The sequence below is a fragment of the Brevundimonas diminuta ATCC 11568 genome (assembly GCF_000204035.1).
Lineage (GTDB): Bacteria > Pseudomonadota > Alphaproteobacteria > Caulobacterales > Caulobacteraceae > Brevundimonas > Brevundimonas diminuta.
In genome coordinates this window covers 1,016,898-1,034,402 of sequence record NZ_GL883086.1, presented here as the reverse complement: position 1 = coordinate 1,034,402, position 17,505 = coordinate 1,016,898, and the positions used below count along the sequence as shown (strand labels likewise).

Annotated in this window: 13 protein-coding genes; 9 read left to right on the top strand and 4 right to left on the bottom strand. The window is 63.2% G+C overall.

The annotated features are described in order from the left end of the window. Positions 1-118: 118 nt before the first annotated feature. Complete coding sequence (locus BDIM_RS08835) at positions 119-724, bottom strand: LOG family protein (RefSeq protein ID WP_003165241.1); 606 nt, start codon at positions 722-724, stop codon at positions 119-121. A gap of 161 nt (positions 725-885) precedes the next feature. Here BDIM_RS08835 and BDIM_RS08830 point away from each other — a divergent pair, with 161 nt between their 5' ends. Next, positions 886-1,614, top strand: a complete 729-nt coding sequence (locus BDIM_RS08830) for a hypothetical protein (protein WP_169312139.1) — start codon at positions 886-888, stop codon at positions 1,612-1,614. A 135-nt stretch (positions 1,615-1,749) separates the two neighbouring features. Here BDIM_RS08830 and BDIM_RS08825 read toward each other — a convergent pair whose 3' ends face one another. Next, entirely contained in the window at positions 1,750-2,370 is a 621-nt protein-coding gene (locus BDIM_RS08825; RefSeq protein WP_003165239.1) for a TetR/AcrR family transcriptional regulator, read from the bottom strand. 62 nt (positions 2,371-2,432) lie between these two features. Here BDIM_RS08825 and BDIM_RS08820 point away from each other — a divergent pair, with 62 nt between their 5' ends. The 6 genes from BDIM_RS08820 (at position 2,433) to BDIM_RS08795 (ending at position 10,912) form a co-directional block, all read left to right on the top strand. Further along, positions 2,433-3,218 (top strand): Coq4 family protein, encoded by a 786-nt coding sequence (locus tag BDIM_RS08820; protein WP_040345578.1) that lies wholly within the window; start codon positions 2,433-2,435, stop codon positions 3,216-3,218. Positions 3,219-3,323: 105 nt separating this feature from the next. Further along, on the top strand, positions 3,324-5,696 hold the full coding sequence (locus tag BDIM_RS08815; protein ID WP_081461882.1) for an acyl-CoA dehydrogenase: 2,373 nt from the start codon (positions 3,324-3,326) through the stop codon (positions 5,694-5,696). Further along, entirely contained in the window at positions 5,696-7,006 is a 1,311-nt protein-coding gene (locus BDIM_RS08810) for a 3-oxoacyl-ACP reductase (protein WP_003165237.1), read from the top strand. The genes BDIM_RS08815 and BDIM_RS08810 overlap by 1 nt, the downstream gene beginning before the upstream one ends. Positions 7,007-7,059: 53 nt before the next feature. After that, a complete protein-coding gene (locus BDIM_RS08805; RefSeq protein ID WP_081461942.1) occupies positions 7,060-7,899 on the top strand; it encodes a MaoC family dehydratase in 840 nt (279 codons plus the stop codon). Continuing rightward, a complete protein-coding gene (locus tag BDIM_RS08800) occupies positions 7,899-9,185 on the top strand; it encodes an acetyl-CoA C-acetyltransferase (RefSeq protein WP_003165235.1) in 1,287 nt (428 codons plus the stop codon). The genes BDIM_RS08805 and BDIM_RS08800 overlap by 1 nt, the downstream gene beginning before the upstream one ends. Continuing rightward, positions 9,182-10,912 carry an AMP-binding protein gene (locus tag BDIM_RS08795; protein WP_003165233.1) on the top strand — a complete coding sequence of 577 codons (1,731 nt, stop codon included), beginning with the start codon at positions 9,182-9,184 and terminating at the stop codon, positions 10,910-10,912. The genes BDIM_RS08800 and BDIM_RS08795 overlap by 4 nt, the downstream gene beginning before the upstream one ends. On the opposite strand, the gene BDIM_RS08790 is transcribed toward BDIM_RS08795, so the two are convergent. Both BDIM_RS08790 and BDIM_RS08785 read right to left on the bottom strand, forming a co-directional pair. After that, positions 10,909-11,772, bottom strand: coding sequence for a bile acid:sodium symporter family protein (locus BDIM_RS08790; protein WP_040345575.1), 864 nt, complete (start codon positions 11,770-11,772; stop codon positions 10,909-10,911). The two genes, BDIM_RS08795 and BDIM_RS08790, sit on opposite strands and share 4 nt — an antisense overlap. A gap of 45 nt (positions 11,773-11,817) precedes the next feature. Beyond that, positions 11,818-13,494, bottom strand: coding sequence for an FAD-binding dehydrogenase (locus tag BDIM_RS08785; RefSeq protein ID WP_003165230.1), 1,677 nt, complete (start codon positions 13,492-13,494; stop codon positions 11,818-11,820). A 309-nt stretch (positions 13,495-13,803) separates the two neighbouring features. Between BDIM_RS08785 and BDIM_RS08780 the strand changes: the two genes are divergently transcribed. Both BDIM_RS08780 and BDIM_RS17220 read left to right on the top strand, forming a co-directional pair. After that, positions 13,804-16,770 (top strand): TonB-dependent receptor, encoded by a 2,967-nt coding sequence (locus tag BDIM_RS08780; RefSeq protein ID WP_003165229.1) that lies wholly within the window; start codon positions 13,804-13,806, stop codon positions 16,768-16,770. Positions 16,771-16,943: 173 nt separating this feature from the next. Further along, a complete protein-coding gene (locus BDIM_RS17220) occupies positions 16,944-17,420 on the top strand; it encodes a hypothetical protein (protein WP_003165228.1) in 477 nt (158 codons plus the stop codon). Positions 17,421-17,505 lie beyond the last annotated feature (85 nt).

Below are 17,505 nucleotides of genomic sequence, written 5' to 3'. Positions count from 1 at the left end.
CATGAACAGTCTCCGATAAGGGTGGGGCGCACGCCCAGCATCGCCATAGGCCGTTTTTTAAGAAAACTGTCAATCCAGCTTCTCGCCTGACGGACCGGCGTTACTGACGCACGTTTACTTACCGACGATCATGTTGCAAGTAGGGCGTGTCCTGAGCTGATTTCATGGCTTCGATCGCGCCCTCGACCGAATCGACGCTGACATAGGCCTCTAGGAAGCTGGCCGGCGTCATGCCCTTTTCGACCGTATGTTCGATCAGGGTGAAGAAGCCGTCCCAGAAACCGTCCAGATTCAGGAAGATGACGGGTTTGGCGTGCAGGTCCAGCCGCTTCCATGACAGCAGTTCCACGACCTCTTCCAGCGTGCCGACGCCGCCGGGCGCGACGACGAAGACGTCGGATTCGTCGTACATCAGCTGCTTGCGCTCGTGCATGGAGGTGACGACGATCGTCTCCACATCGTCGAACAGGCGCTCGCGGCTGCGCAGGAAGGCGGGCATGATGCCGACGACGCGGCCGCCGGCGTCATGCGCTGCGCGGGCCGAGGCGCCCATCAGGCCCACGCCGCCGCCGCCATAGACGAAGCGCCAACCCGCCTCGGCTACAGCCTTGCCGAACTCCGCGGCCGCCTGGATGTAGCGCGGGTCGGTCCCGTCGGAAGAGCCGCAGAACAGGCAGACGGATTGGCCCTCGAACGGGGCGATGTTGACGGAGGGCAGGGACATGGAACCTTTGGTGACCTCGGGCGGCAAGTGAAGACAGGCGGGGAGCGCCAAGCGGGCCGGGTTGAAGGGGCTGGGCCAAGCGAACGGAGCCGTCTATCTGGACACACAGCCTTATAGCGATGCGGGACAGGATGGAACGAAGGATCGGCCTGCGACTGAGTTTGAGCCTGGCGCTGGGATTGGCGACGGCGCTTTCGGCGTGCGGCGCTCCCAAGAGCGATGCGGAAGCCGATACGGCCGAAGTCCAGGATGGCGACTGGATGGCGACGCCGCGCATCACCAGCGTGTTGTCCCAGACGCCTGGAGGCGTCTTGGTGCGAGGAGAAGCCGCGCCTGGCGCGCGCGTGATCCTCAGCGGCGCTGATGGTTCTGCCGTGGCCGCCGCCGCGGATGCGCAGGGGCGATTCGAGCTGCATGTCGGTCCTGCGGCGGTCGGGCAGATTCTGACGCCTGAGATCCAGATCGGGCAGGCGACGACGCCGGGACCGCAACGTCTGCTGGTGGTCGGGGAAGGCGGGCGTCTGGCCGCCTTGTTGACCGACGGCGGCGCCAGTCTGCGCCTGACGCCAGGACCGACCTTGGACGCTTTGGACGGCGACGGTCGCGGTCTGATTGCCTCGGGCCGCGCTGATCCTGGCCGAAAAGTCGCGGTCCAAGCCGGAGGAGGAACGGCCCAGGGCGTGGCGGATTCGCATGGTCGTTGGAGCGTTGTCGTTCCTGCTGTGGGAGATCGCGCGAGCGATATCGAGGTAGAGGGGCGGATATTCCGCTATCCGGGCCCTGGCGCGCCCCCTGATCGGGTCGAGCGAGCAGGAGAGGGGTGGCGGGTCACACGCCAGTTGTCAGGCGCTGCGCGCCAGACGACCTGGTTTCCTGATGCAGGCGCATGAATTTCAGGCCTGATCGTCGTTAATGCAGCATTAACCAAACCAGTTGATCAAGAGGCGGTCTTCTTTTCGAGGACACCCACCATCACCAAACGACTTTCGGCCCGATGCTCATTGCGTCGGGCTTTCTTTTTGATCTCACGTGCGTGGATGCATGGTGAGGAAGGCAGGCAGCAAGCTGGCCACGACGCGGCGGCTGGCATCGTCCGATTGACCCAGCATCTCCCGTAAAGGGTCGCCGATCAGCGCTTCGCCGAATGCGCTGAGCGCAATGAAGAGAACGGCCGAGCCGATGATCTCGTCTGATCGATCGCCGCCCAGGCCGATCTTTTCCTGGATGGCGACAACCAAATTCTGAACGGCCTCTCGAACGGGTTCGAGATGGGACAGGTCGCCAGACAATGCGATCCAGGCCGCCAGTCGGCCTGCGCCGCCGGTCGAAAAGGCGTCGAAGACGGCGTTGATGAGCTCCAGTGGAGCGCCTTCGTCCGTCCGAAGCCTGGCGACTGCGGCGTCCAAGGCGTCGCTGAGATCGGCGACCATCGAGCCCATGAGCGCCGACTGCAGTCCGGCGGCGGAGCCGAAATGGTGGATCAGGTTGGCGTGGGTGACGCCTATTTCTCCCGCGACCGCAGCCAGGGTCACGGCGTTCGGTCCGCCGGAGAGCAGGAGGTCGCGCGCTGACGCCAAGGCTTCGCGGCGGGCTTCCTCGGGCGAGCGCCGTCGGCGGCGCGGCTTATCGGCGATTTTAATTGACATTTATGTAAATGACATCCATGTAGGTAACGTGTCTTACGAGTCGTCCAAGGAGACTGCAAGCCATGGTCGCGACGGCGCTTGATGATAGTGGAGCCATAACGGGCTTTCGCGAAGCCTCTCGCACGCTGAAACGTAGAGTTCAGCCCGTTCGTGCGGCGCGCGCGATACGTCGGTTGGTGGCGGACAAGGATGACACCGAACAGGTGTTCGAGATCATGAACGCCTTGGCGGGACGTTCGGTCGACTGGGGCTATGCGAAGTTGCTGAACTCCTCCGAAGGCGGCGTTCAGGCGTATCGCCGTTTGGAATTGGCGGACCGACTGCAGGATCGGGAGTGGTTGAAGACCATGCCGGCAGGCAGCGTCGGCGCGGCCTATCTGGATTTCATCGTCTCGCAGGATTTCTCCGCTTACGGCCTCGCTGAAGAAAGCCGCAAGGTGACGGATAGCGAGATCGAAGCCGCGCATCCGCGCGCCTGGTACGGGCGACGCCTGCGAGACGTGCACGACATCTGGCACGTGTTGACCGGCTATCACACCGACGCTCTGGGCGAAGCCTGCGTCGTGGCCTTTTCTCTGCCGCAGACGCGGAGCTCCGGCTTTGGCCTGATCGCGGCGGCGATCGCTGTGCAGTTCGCGCGAGCGCGCACCGGCTATCCATGCGCCCGGGCGGTGTTTCAGGCCTGGCGCGACGGGCGCCGTGCGGCCTGGCTTCCGGGACAGGACTACGAAGCCTTGCTCGCAGAACCGTTGGATCAGGCGCGGCTTCGCCTGCGTATTCGCAGGCCGGACATCTACGAACGCGTGCCTGCGGCGGTTCGAAACGCCTACCTGGGCGGCAAGGGCTGAGGCGCGAGCGAGGGAGCGCGGGCGGGGCGGCCGCGTTTCCTCCTTTCAGGACAATGGAAGACAGTCTGAGCGACTTCGCCTGTCGCTGGGGCGGAAGGATCGTTCATGTGGATTTGGATCGTGTCGGGCGCGGCTGTCGCGGCCCTGCTGGTATTGCTGCTTATTCGGCCTGTACGCCTCATTTTGCTGTCTCGCCCGGTGATGAGCGTGTTTCGCCGCATTATGCCGCGTATGAGCGCGACCGAGCAGGCGGCGATCGAGTCCGGCAACGTCTGGTGGGACGCCGAGTTGTTCTCGGGACGGCCGGACTGGAAGCGTCTGCTGGCGACGCCTGCGCCACGCCTTACGGATGAAGAGCAGACCTTTCTCGACGTAGAGACCGAACGGCTGTGCGACCTGTCCAACGACTGGGACAGCACCGCCGTCTGGCAGGATCTGTCGCCTGAGGCGTGGGCCTATGCGCGGGACAAGGGGTTCCTGGGCATGATCATCCCAAGGGCCTACGGCGGTCTGGGCTTTTCGGCCTACGCCCACAGCCAGGTGATTCAGAAGCTGTCGACGCGCTGTTCGGCGGCGGCGGTGTCGGTGATGGTGCCGAACTCTCTCGGACCGGCCGAACTGCTGCTGCACTACGGCACGGAAGAGCAGAAGAACCACTATCTGCCGCGACTGGCGCGCGGGGAAGAGATTCCCTGCTTTGCCCTGACCAACCCCTTTGCGGGTTCAGACGCCGCTTCGATCACCGACACCGGCGTGGTCTGCAAGGCCATGTGGAAGGGGCGAGAGACGCTGGGCTTCCGCATCACCTGGCGCAAGCGCTACATCACCCTGGCGCCCATCGCGACGGTGATCGGCCTGGCCTTCCGTGCGGTTGATCCCGACGGGCTGCTGGATCAGGGCGATGAACCGGGGATCACCTGCGTCCTGATCCCGCGCGAGCATCCGGGCGTGCGGATCGGGCGGCGCCATTGGCCCCTGAACGCTGTCTTCCAGAACGGTCCGATCGAGGGCGATGATGTCTTCGTGCCGATGGAGATGATCATCGGCGGGCGTGAGCAGGTCGGCGCCGGCTGGCGGATGCTGATGGAGTGTCTGGCGGCGGGCCGGGCCATCTCCCTGCCGTCCTCGAACGTGGGGATGTCCAAGCTGGCCGTGGGCATGGTCGGCGCCTATGTCGCCATCCGTCGCCAGTTCAACCAGCCGATAGGCGCCTTCGAGGGGGTGCAGGAGGCCCTGGCTCGGATGGCGGGGCATCTTTACGCCACAGACTCCGTGCGGCGGTTGGCGGCGGCGGCGCTGGATCAGGGCGAGAAGCCTTCGGTCGTCTCGGCCATCGCCAAATATCATGTGACCGAACGCGCTCGCATTATCGTCAATGACGGCATGGACGTGATCGGAGGCAAGGGCGTCTGCATGGGCCCTGGCAACTTCCTGGCCCGCGCCTATCAGCAGATTCCGGTCGCCATCACGGTCGAGGGCGCCAACATCATGACGCGCACCTTGATCATCTACGGCCAAGGCGCGATCCGTTGCCATCCCTATGTCCTGCCGATGATGCGGGCAGCCGAAGTGCAGGACTTGAAGGCGTTTGATCGCGCCCTGTTCGGCTATGTCGGCTTCGTGCGGGGCAATATGGCGCGGGCGATCGGGTTCAGTCTGACCGGCGGCGCGCTGATCACGGCGCCGCGCGACGCCGCACCTGAATTGCGTCGCTATTACAGACAGGCGACGCGCCTTTCGACCCTGCTGGCGTTGGCCTCGGACGTCTCGATGGCGATGGTCGGCGGCGCCTTGAAGCGTAAGGGCGCTCTGACGGGGCGACTGGGCGATATGCTGTCACAGCTTTTCATCCTGTCGGCGGCGCTGAAGCGTTTCGAGGACGAGGGGCGTCCGGCCGAAGACCTGCCTTTCATTCATTGGGCGGCGCAGGACGCATTGAGCCGTGCGACGACGGCCTGGCGAGACCTGCTGGCCAATCACCCGAGCCGGGGTGCGGCCCTGTTCCTGAAACTGGCGGGGGCGCCGTTCGGCCTGAAGGCGCCGACGCCCGGCGACAAGTGCGCCGCCGAGGTCGCGGGTTTGATCCAGCGCCATGGCCCTGCGCGAGATCGGCTGGTGGCTGGATCGTGGAGCGCCAGCCTGGAGGTCGATCCCATCGCCGCCGTCCTCGTGGCCTTCGACCTGTATCCGCAGGTGGAGGCTGTCGAAGCGCGGCTGAAATCGGCGATCAGGACCGGGCGCTTGTCTCGCGCGCCGCAGGATCTCACACGACTGGCGGACTGGGCGCGAGAGGCCGAGACGCAAGGCTTGATCGACGCCGACGAAAGCGTGCTGATCGCACGCTATGCCGAGGTGGCGATCCAGGCGATCATGGTCGACGACTTTCCGCAGGACTTCGGCCTGGCGGAGGGGCTGGCCCGTCGTGAGGTGGCGTCGGATCGTCCCGGGACGACGGGCAAGGGGCGGCAGGCCGCCTGATGTCGGATCGTTATCTGGACTTCGCCAACAGCGGTATGGGCGGCTGGTTGACCGGTGCGCTGGGTTTGCCGCGCCCCTTGCCGTTGCGCCGCAGGGCTGAGGCCGGAGCGTCGCCTGTCGGCCCCCTACTGCGGGGCGGCGGCGGGCGGTTGTCATCGCTTCTGCATCGACTGGCGGGCCAGTGGGGCGTCGATCTTCATACGACGCCTGATGAAGGCGCGCGCTATGGCGGGTTGATCTTCGACGCCTCCGACATCGACCGGGCGTCCGGCGCCACGGACCTCTATCGCTTCTTTCACGAGACGGTGCGTCGCCTTGGACCTTGCGGTCGCATGGTGGTGATCGGCCGACCGCCCGAAAGCATGGCGGACGCCGAGGGGGAGGCGGTTCAGCGGGGAGTGGAGGGCTTTGTCCGCTCCCTGGCCAAGGAGGCGCGCGAGGGCGGGACGGCGCAACTTCTGCGGCTCGCGTCGGACGCGGAAGAGGCCGCGGCGTCCAGCTTGGGCTTCTTCCTGTCGCCGCGCTCGGCCTATGTTTCGGGCCAGGTGATTACGATCGGCGCGGCGGCGTCTACGTCGATTTCCGCTGACCGGAGGCGAGTCCTGATCACCGGCGCGTCGCGCGGGATCGGTGCGGCCATGGCGCGGCTGTTCGCAGCCGAAGGCTGTGCAGTGACCGCGCTTGACGCGCCTGGCGCGCAGGCTGACTTGCGTGCTTTAGCCGCGCATATCGGGGCCGAGGCGTTAAGCGTCGACATAACTGCGGCCGATGCGGCGGAACGTCTGGTTGAGGCGGCGCGGGCGGCGGACGGCTATGACGCGGTGATCCACAACGCAGGGATTACGCGTGATCGCACGCTGGCCAGAATGTCGGCGACCGAGTGGGATAGCGTCATGGCCGTCAACCTGGGTGCGCCGCTAACTCTGACACGCGCCTTATTGGACGCCCGGCTAATCCGACCTAACGGGCGGATCTTAGCGGTGTCCTCGCTCAGCGGCATCGCGGGGAACAAGGGCCAGTCTAACTACGCCCTGTCCAAGGCGGCGTGGATCGGCGCGGTGCGGCGGCTGGCGGCCGAGGCGGGCGACGCGATCACCGTCAACGCCATTGCGCCAGGCTTCATCGAGACTCGCATGACCGCCGCCATCCCCTTCGCCATTCGTGAGGCGGGACGACGGATGAACAGCATGGGGCAGGGCGGTCAGCCGATCGACGTGGCCGAGACCGCCTTGTGGCTGGCGGAGGCGGACAACGGCGGCGTGAACGGCGCAGTGGTGCGCGTCTGCGGTCAGAGCCTGCTTGGGGCCTGACGGATGCGGAGGGCGAAAAGATGAGGGGAGCAGAGGCGGCCGCCCCGGTCTCCATGCTGCAACTGGCGGGCGGCGCGATACGGGGCGTGTTGCGTGGTGAAACGGGGAGCTGCAACCTACCGAAGGCGAAACTAGCGGCGCTGCCGCTGCGTCTGGATGCCGATGCGATTGGGATCTACGGACGGCTGTGCGGTTTCGTGACCGCTCAGGGCGTGCCCCTGACCTGGCCGCACATCCTGGCCTTTCCGATGCATTTGCGTCTGATGATGCGCTCGGACTTTCCTTTTCCCTTGGCGGGCTTGGTGCACCTGCATAACCGCATTCGCCAATATGCGAGGCTGAGGCCGGGCGAGGCGTTGAGTCCGCATGTGCGCTTCGGTCGCCTGATGTCGCATGAGCGTGGGCAGGCGTTCAGCATCCTGACCACGATGGGGCGGGACGGCGTGGTCGTGTGGGAGGCCGAGAGCCTTTATTTGAAGCGCGGCGGCGCTGGGTGCGGCGCTGCGGCGCCGGAGATGGAAGCGGCGGCCAAAATGGCGCAGCATCAGTCTTGGTCGCTTCCTGGCGATCTGGGGCGTCGATATGCGCGGGTGTCCGGGGACGCCAACCCTATTCATACCTCTGCCCTTGGGGCGCGGCTGTTCGGCTTTCCGCGCGCCATCGCCCATGGCATGTGGACCCAGGCGCGGGCGCTGGCCGCCCTGACGCCGCCCGATGGGCTGGAGGCGGCCGAGATCGAGGTTTCCTTCCGCACTCCGCTGCTGCTGCCCGGCGCGGCGGCGTTATTCACGGCGCCGAACCATCGCGATTTCGAGGTGCGCGATCCGACGGGTGAGCGCCTTCATATGCGAGGGCGCCTGAGCGCCCTGGCCCCATTGGAGATCATCGTCTGATGCTGACCCTGTCCTCGCCGCGCCGAGTCGCCATCATCGGCGCCAATCGTATTCCCTTCGCCCGGTCGAACACCGCCTACGCCGAGGCGTCGAACCAGGACATGTTGACAGCAGCCCTGCAGGGCCTGATCGACCGCTATGACCTTCATGGCCTGCGGCTGGGCGAGGTGGCGGCGGGCGCTGTGCTTAAGCTCTCGCGGGACATCGCTCTGACGCGCGAAAGCGTGCTGGGGACTACGCTGGGCCACGACACGCCCGCCTATGACATGCAGCAGGCCTGCGGCACCGGCCTTGAGGCGGCCATACTGGTCGCCAACAAGATCGCCCTGGGCCAGATCGAGGTCGGGATCGCCGGCGGGGTGGATACTACCTCGGATGCGCCGATCGCTCTGAATGAAGGTTTCCGCCGGGCCTTGTTGGCCGCCAACCGTGAGAAAACGATGTTGGGCCGGTTGAGGGCCTTGTCGCGAGCGGGATTGACTGCGCCCTTCCGACCTGAGCCGCCGCGCAACGCCGAGCCGCGCACGGGCCTGTCGATGGGCGAGCATTGCGAGCTGATGGCCAAGCACTGGGCCATCCCGCGCGAGGAGCAGGACGCCCTGGCGATCCGCAGCCATCGCAATATGTCGGCGGCCTATGAGGCGGGGCTGTTCGACGAGATGGTCTCTCCCTTCAACGGGTTGAAGCGCGACAACAATCTGCGGCCTGATATCGATCCGGCCAAGGTCACGGCGATGAAGCCGGTCTTTGATCGTGAGAACGGCACGCTGACGGCCGCCAATTCCACCCCGCTGACGGACGGCGCCTCGACAGTGCTGTTGGCCAGCGAGGAATGGGCGAAGGCGCGGGGACTGCCGATCCTGGCCTGGATGAGGGCAGGCGAGACGGCGGCCGTGGATTTCGTCAGCGGCGAGGAAGGCCTGCTGATGGCGCCTGCCTACGCCGTGCCGCGAATGCTGGCCAAGCTGGAGCTGACGCTTCAGGATTTCGACTTCTATGAAATCCACGAGGCCTTCGCCGCCCAGGTGCTCTGCACCCTCAAGGCTTGGGAAAGCGACGACTATGCGCACACCCGGCTGGGACTAGATCGGGCGCCGGGCCCGATCGACCGGGTGCGGTTGAACATCCACGGCTCGTCCCTGGCGGCGGGGCATCCGTTCGCGGCGACGGGCGGGCGTATCCTGGGCAATCTGGCGCACATGCTGAACCGGGCGGGCAAGGGGCGCGGCCTAATTTCAATCTGCGCAGCCGGGGGGCAGGGCGTCGTCGCCGTGATCGAGAAATGAGCGTGGCGCTGGATGTGACGCAGACCGACGCCGATCGCCTGTGGGCCGAGCGCTTCTGGACGCGCGCCTATCGTCCCGACGTGCCTGCGACGATCGACAACGAATTGGTGCAATGGGCTTCGGTCGGCGACCTGTTCGCGGCGGACGCTCGCAAATATGCGGAACGCGTCGGATTCGTCAGCATGGGCTCGGGCGTGACCTATGGCCGGGCGCTGTCGGAAGCGCGGGCGTTCGCCGCCTGGCTGCAGGCCCAGGGCGTGCGGCCCGGCGACCGGGTGGCGTTGATGATGCCGAATTGCCTGCAGTATCCGGTGGCGCTGTTCGGCGTGCTGTTCGCCGGGGCGGTGGTGGTCAACGTCAACCCGCTCTACACGCCGCGCGAGCTGCAGCATCAGCTCAAGGACAGCGGCGCGGTCGCCATCGTCGTGATGGAAATGTTCGCCGCCACTCTTGAACAGGCGATCGTGGGGACGGACATCCGCCATGTCGTCGTCACGGCCATGGGCGACATGATGGGGCCGGTGAAGGGGACGGCGATCACCGCCCTGCTGCGCCATGTCGAAAAGCTGGTGCCTAAGTGGTGCGTCCCGCAGGCTGAACGCTGGCCCGCCGTGATGCGTCGGGCGCGGCGACTGTCGCTGAAGCCGGTCAAGACGAAGGCGGAAGACCTCGCCTTCCTGCAATATACGGGGGGTACGTCTGGCGTGGCCAAAGGAGCCATGCTGACCCATCGGAACATCATCGCCAATGTTCTGCAGGGGCGCGCCTGGATCATGGCCCAGATCCCTGAGGATCAGGTGGTGGGCAATGTCACCATGCTGCCGCTCTATCATATCTTCTCCCTGACGGCGAACCTGCTGATGTTCGTGGGCGTGGGCGGACGCAACATCCTGATCGCTAATCCGCGCGATGCGAAGCGGGTAGAGTGGGTGCTGAGGAAGGAGCGGTTCGCGGCCTTTACCGGCCTCAACACCCTGTTCGCCGGGTTGCTCAAGAATGAGGCCTTCCGTGATCGCGACTTCTCGGATCTGCGCCTGACCGTGGCCGGGGGCATGGCGACTCAGGCGTCGGTGGCCGAGGCTTGGCAGAGCGTGACCGGCGCGCCGCTGATCGAAGGCTATGGCCTGACCGAAACCTCGCCGGTGGTCTGCATCGGCTATGTGGATATCGAGCGGCCGGAGACGATGGGCTTCGACGGCACGGTCGGGCTTCCTGTGCCTTCTACCGAGGTGCGGATGCGTCGCGACGACGGAAGTTGGTGCGGGATCGACGAGCCGGGCGAACTATACGTGCGCGGCCCCCAGGTCATGCGCGGCTATTGGAACCGACCGGAGGAGACGGCCAAGGTTCTGACGCTTGATGGCTGGCTGGCGACAGGCGACGTGGGCGTTATGCAGGCGGACGGCCGGGTGCGGCTAGTCGACCGGATCAAAGACATGATCCTGGTGTCCGGCTTCAACGTCTATCCGAACGAGGTCGAGGATGTGGTGGCGGCCCACCCCCTGGTGGACGAGGTAGCCGCTGTCGGCGTTCCTGATCCGGTTCAGGGCGAGCGGATCAAGGTCGTCATCGTGCCGCGCTCGCCCGAACTGACGGAGGCGATGATCGTCGCCCACTGCCGCGAGCGGCTGACGGCCTATAAAGTCCCTCGCATCATCATCTTCCGCGACGAGCCTTTGCCCAAGACCAATGTCGGCAAGGTGCTGCGCCGTGAACTGCGGGATTAGGCGGGTTCGGTCTTCCCGCGCGTGATCAGGAAGCCGAAGGCCGCCGCCAGCGGGAACATCAGTACGCCATAAACGGCGCCGGGCAGCGTCATCTCAGAACTGTTCAGCACGGATTGGGCGATGACGATGGCCAGGGTGGCGTTATGCAGCCCGACTTCGAAGGCGCTGGCGACGGCTTGCGGGCGCTCGATCCTGAGCAGGCGCGGCACGCCGTAGCCGACGCCCAGGCTGAGGAGGCAGAAGGCCACGGTGATGCCCGCTAGGTTGCCGATCTGGCTCATCAACACATCGAAGCTGGAGGCGGCGGCGCCGACGATGACCAGCACTAGGATCAGGATGGAGGCGATCCGCACCGGCCGGTCCATGGCGGCTGCGAAGGCAGGGCGCCATCCGCGCACCAGCATCCCCAACGCCACAGGCGCCAGAACGATCATGAAGACCTCTACGGTCTTCTTGAATTGCAAGCCGACATGCAGGTCGCCGGGCTGGAAGAAGGCGATCGCCAGATTGACCACGACGGGCAGGGTGACGACGGCGATGATCGAGTTGATGGCTGTCAGGCTGATGTTCAGCGCCACATCACCTCGGAACAAGTGGCTGTAGAGATTGGCCGTCGTTCCGCCTGGGGAGGCGGCCAGCAGCATCATGCCGACCGCCAGAACGGGCGGCAGGCGGAACAGCAGCACCAGCCCGAAGCAAATGACCGGAAGCAACAGCAACTGGCAGGCCAGGGCCACGCCGGCCGCCTTGGGCCTCTGGGCCACGCGGGCGAAGTCTGCGGGCGTCAGTCCGAGGCCCAGGCCGAACATGATGATGCCCAGCGCGACGGGCAGGCCGATGGTGGCCATTGCGGAATCCATGCGTCGTTTCTCCCCGTGCGCCAGATGGCGGCGCGATTGTCCCTCTTAGGCCTGGCCCGCCAGCGCGCGCCCCGCCGCCCGTCCCGAGAATATGCAGCCGCCCAGGAAGGTGCCCTCCAGCGCATTGTAACCATGCAATCCGCCGCCGCCGAAGCCCGCAGCTTCGCCTGCGGCGTAGAGTCCTTCCAGCGGCGTTCCGTCCGGCGTCAGCACGCGGCTGGACAGATCTGTCTGCAGTCCGCCCAGCGACTTGCGCGTCAGGACGTGCAGCTTGACGCCGATCAACGGCCCGGCCGCCGGGTCAAGCACCCTGTGCGGCGCAGACGTGCGGGCCCAACGATCGCCGCGATACCGCCGGCTGTTGTAAATGCCCTGAACTTGCGCGTCCTTGGCGTAGGGATTGGCCATCTGGGCGTCTCGATCCTCGATCTGGGCGCGGATCAGGGCGGCGTCCAGCAGCGGTCTGTCGGTCAGGCCGTTCATCCTGCCGACCAGCGTATCCAGGTCGTCTGCGACCACGAAGTCGGCGCCCTTGTCGCGGAAGGCGGCGACTTCTCGCGGCGCGGCTTTGCCTAGGCGTGAACGCAGGACGCCCAGAAGGTTGCGGTTGGTGATGTCCTGGTTCTGCTCCGAGCCCGACAGGGCGAACTCCTTGGCCATCATGGTCTCGGTGACGATGAACCAGGAGTGGTCATGCTCGGCCAGATCAGGAGTGGTCCGCAGATATTTCAGCGTGGCGATGGTGTCGTAGCCGGGCAAGGCCGGGAAGGGCAGGCGCCGCCCCAGGGCGTCGAACCACAGAGGCGACGGTCCCGGCAGGATGCGGATCGCATGGTCGGGCCAGATCGGCGCCCAGTTCCGCACGCCCTCCACATAGTGCCACATGCGGTCCCGGTTCACGAGTCGCGCGCCAGCCCTGGCCGCGATGTCCAGCATCCGCCCATCCACATGGGCGGGCACGCCGGTGATCATGCGTGCCGGCGGCGCGCCCAGCCGCTCGGGCCAATAGCGCCGGACCATCTCATGGTTGCCGCCGATGCCGCCGGTCGCCAGGATCACGGCGTCGGCTTTGAGGGTGAAGTCGCCGATGACCTGGCGATTGGAGGGGGCGCCTCGCGGCGCGTCGTCGGGCGCCAGAGTCACGCCGGACACCCCCTTCACGCGCCCGGCCTCGACCAGCAAATGATCGACGCGATGGCGATGATAGAAGATCAGTCGACCAGACTTGGCCGCCTCTCGCACACGACAGGCGAACGGTTCGGATACGCCGGTTCCCGTGCCCCAGGCGACATGGAAGCGCGGAACGGAATTGCCGTGACCGAGCGCCTTGCCCGCGCCGCGTTCGGCCCAGCCGACCATGGGCGTCAGTTTGATGTCGTGTCGACTGAGCCAATTGCGTTTTTCTCCGGCTGCGAATTCCACGTATGCGCGGCCCCATTGCACAGCCCACTCATCTTCAGCCAAGGGGGCGCCCAGGCGATCCCAGCCGGCGCTGCCTTGCCAGTCGCGCCACGCCAGGTCGAAGCTGTCACGCACGCCCAGCCGCCGTTGCTCGGGCGAGTTCACCAGGAACAGGCCGCCGAAGGACCAGAATGCCTGACCGCCTAGGTTGGCGGCATTCTCTTGATCAACCAGGGCGACGTACTTGCCCGAGCGGGTCAACTCGTGTGCGGCGACCAGCCCTGCCAATCCTCCGCCGACTATAACGATGTCCGTGTTCATCGGCCTGCACCCCAAAAATAATACGCTCTCATCATTACTAACAATAATGTTAGCGAAAGGAAAATAGTTTGAACAATGTGATACCTGGGTCTGCGCTGCATTGCGCAAGATAAGCGACGCAGCTGCAAAAGCTTCCGCTACGTCATCGAACAATGATGTAAGTAGTGTATTGACAGATCAGTGAATAGATGGATCGTGTGGCCTTAGTCCTGCGGTCGCACCGTCCAACCGTGAGATGATAAATCGGGACGGGGGAAACGTGTCGGCGCGCCTGGGGAAGGGCGCTCGATGTCTGGGGAGATAAGTTTCATGGCTTCAGCGGCCTGTAATCGCGCGCGTCTGGCTGTCACCGCGTCTGCCGTTGTTCTTGCTGTAGCGGCCGGCCCCGCTCTGGCTCAGGACGTCGCGCCGTCACAGGAAGCAACCACCGTCGGCGACATCATTGTTACGGCCCAGAAGCGTGAACAATCGATTCAGGACGTGCCGATCGCCGTGACGGCGCTGTCGGCGGAAAACCTTGACGCCATGAAGATCGAGGGCGGGTCGGAATTGATGCGGGCGATCCCGAACGTCAGTTTCTCCAAGGCCAACTTCTCCATGTACAACTTCTCGATCCGCGGGGTCGGGACTAAGGCGATTTCGGCCAGTAGCGACCCGGCCGTGGCGGTCAGTTTCAACAACACGCCGTTGATCCGAAACCGTCTGTTCGAGCAGGAGTATCTGGATGTGAACCGCGTCGAGGTGCTGCGCGGGCCACAAGGTACGCTGTATGGTCGCAACGCTACCGGCGGCGTGGTCAACATGATCCCAAACCTGCCGGGCTTTGACTTCGAGGGTTTCGTCAAGGGCGAGGCGGGCAACTATGACACCCGGCGCATGTCGGCCATGGTCAATGTACCGATCACCGACACCTTCGCCGTTCGTCTAGCCGGATCGGCGACCAAGCGCGACGGGTTCGACTACAACAGCTTCAACGACACCCAGGTGAACGACCGCGACATGTGGTCGACGCGCTTTTCAGCCCTTTGGGAACCGACGGACCGCTTCCGCACCAGCTTTATCTGGGAGCATTTCGAGGAAGACGATCAGCGTTCCCGCACGGGCAAGCAGTTGTGTACGCGGGATCCGGGGCCGACGCGCGTGGGTGCGGTCAATATTACTTCCGACCTGATCCGGAACCGTCTGAGCCAGGGATGTCTGCCCGGCTCGCTCTATGATGACGCGGCCTATGGCGCGCCGAACGGCGGCGCGTTCGCCCATATTTTTCTCGCCGCCACGTCATTTGGCTATGATGCTTCGAGAAGGCTGGTGGTGGGCGTGCCGCTTGGAACGGACCCTTATGCAGGTTTGACCCAGTCACGGAACTTGCGAGAAGTAGCGACCAGTTATGACCCAATCTTTCGGGTCAAGAACGATGTTTCGCAATTTAATGTAGAGTATGACTTCAGCGATAAACTGAAGCTGATATCTCAAACCGCGTACTCGAAGGATGGTTACTATTCAACTCAAGACTATAATAGATTTGTTTCAAATCCTATATTCAACAGCACTGACAATCTTTTTGATATTAATGGGCAGCCTATAGTTAACTCTCCTTTGCCTGGTGGTTACTATACAGATCCACAACTAGGTACATCCAATAGGATGATTTCTGCAGACTTGAGTAAGTCTGACAATCGCCAATGGACTCAAGAGCTAAGACTTCAATCAAATCTTGATGGCAGATTTAATTTTAATATCGGTGCTAATTATTTGGATTTTAAATCCAATGATGATTACTACGTTTTTAATAACGTTTTTACTTTCTTGGCTGAATATTATTACAATAATGTTGTAGGTGCTCCTGTAAATCAGGGGCGTGTTACGCAGCCTTGTACGCCTCAAACTCCAAAAGAATGTGTCTATGTCGATCCGACGCCTATCAGTCAGTTGGCTGGCGACGGGCACAACTACTTCCGTAGCAAGAATGTTGTTCATACACGTTCCTGGGCGGTCTTCGGCGAGGGGTATTGGGATCTGACGTCTGACCTGCGGCTGACGGCGGGGTTGCGTTACACCGATGATCGCAAGATCAGCACGCCCTATCCGAGCCAACTCCTTCTGGGTGCGGATCGCGGCAATCCGGGACCGTCGTCGGGCGGTTATGTCAGCCGTGGCTATCCGGCGCTGCCGGACGTCAAGCAGCAGTGGGGCGCCCTGACCGGGCGACTGGTGCTGGACTGGAAGCCGGTGACGCCCTTTACGGACGACACCCTGATCTACGCCTCCTACGCTCGGGGCTATAAGGGCGGCGGCGCTAACCCGCCTCGCGTCGACATCAATCCGTCGGTCATCCAGTATCAGCCGTTGGCCGAGTTGTTTGAGCCGGAATACGTCAACGCTTTTGAGATCGGAACGAAGAACTCCTTCCATGATGGAAAAGTGCGGTTGAATCTGACCGCCTTCTATTACGACTACACCGACTATCAGGTGTCGCAGATCGTCGATCGTATCTCGCTGAACGAGAACTTTGATGCGCGCATGATGGGATTGGAGCTGGAAACGGTGTTCCAGCCGACGCCTAACCTGCGCTTGGATGCGAACATCGGCTATCTGGACACCAAGATCGGCGATGGTGAAGGTTCCATCGACGTTATGAATCGAACCCAGGGCAATCCTGACTGGATGGTGTTGCGGCCCTGGCTGCAGGTGCCGTCGAACTGCATCGCGCCGACCAAGCATGTCGAAAAAATCTTAGGTACGGCGTTTCCAGAGATTACGAAGACGCTCGCGCTTCAGGCGCTGTGCGGCGGTTCGCTTCGCACGGGGACGTTTGATCCCAACTACACCTCCAGCGTTCCCTTCTGGCGTCTGTTCGGCATCACCTACGATCCATTCAAGGATGCGCCGAACGGGGGGCGTGGTTTTGAGGCGGATCTCAGCGGCAATGAGCTGCCCAATGCGCCGAACATCACCGCCAACATCGGCGCCCAGTACACATTCTTCCTTGGAGATTGGGATCTGACGCTGCGCGGCGATTACTACTATCAGGGAAGCAGTTATTCTCGCGTCTATAATACGCAATATGATCGCCTGAAGGCATGGGATAATGTTAATGTCAACGTTACGCTGGAAAATATGTCGAGCGGCTTGGTTTTCCAAGCGTACGTCAAGAATCTGTTTGACGACGCGCCAATCACGGATGCCTTCACGAATAGTGATGATACTGGTTTGACGACGAATGTTTTCACGCTTGATCCTAGATTGATAGCTGTAAGCGTAAGTAAGAGATTCTAAGTTTAAATCCTACGCCGCCATCTTTAATAAGGTGGCGGCGCTTGTTGTTGTGATTTATAGAATTTAAAGTGAATAATATAAAATTAATCATATTTATAATTTGACTTACATCTGTTTCAATTGTCTTGTGTCTTCGTCACCATTAACTGGTGAAATATTTGGGAGGAGATGACATGTTTAAAGCTGCTTCTATTGCTTCAGCCGCCGTTCTGGCCATCGCGGGCTTCGCCGCTCCGGCCATGGCGCAATCGATCAGTCCAGCCGGTACGTCTTTTGTCTTGTCAGGCGCCTTGACCCTTGAGCAGTCGACGACCATCAACTGTAACGTGTCACTGAACGGGACTGTGGCTGCTGACGGTAGTTCGGCCACTATCACCGGCGGCAGCTTCAGCCCAGGCGACTGGCAGTGCGGCCTGCTGGTCTCGCCGTCGGGCTTCCCCTGGACGATCACGCCCAACGGAGGTGGTTCGATCACCATCACCAACATCGGCGCCAGCTCGATCCTGGGCAGCTGCAATGGCGTCATCACGACGAACTGGAACAATGGAACCAGTAGCGTGTATTTCCCTACTTCCACTATTCCTGGTTCGCCGAACCCGTGCAAAATCACGGGCACGCTGACGAGCTCGCCGGGCCTGACAATTTCCTGATCATGCCTGATGGTGCGGTCGTCTTTTCCATGACTGCATCGTTTCCGACGCCGGGGGTTCGCAAGAGCTCCCGGCGTTTCTTTTG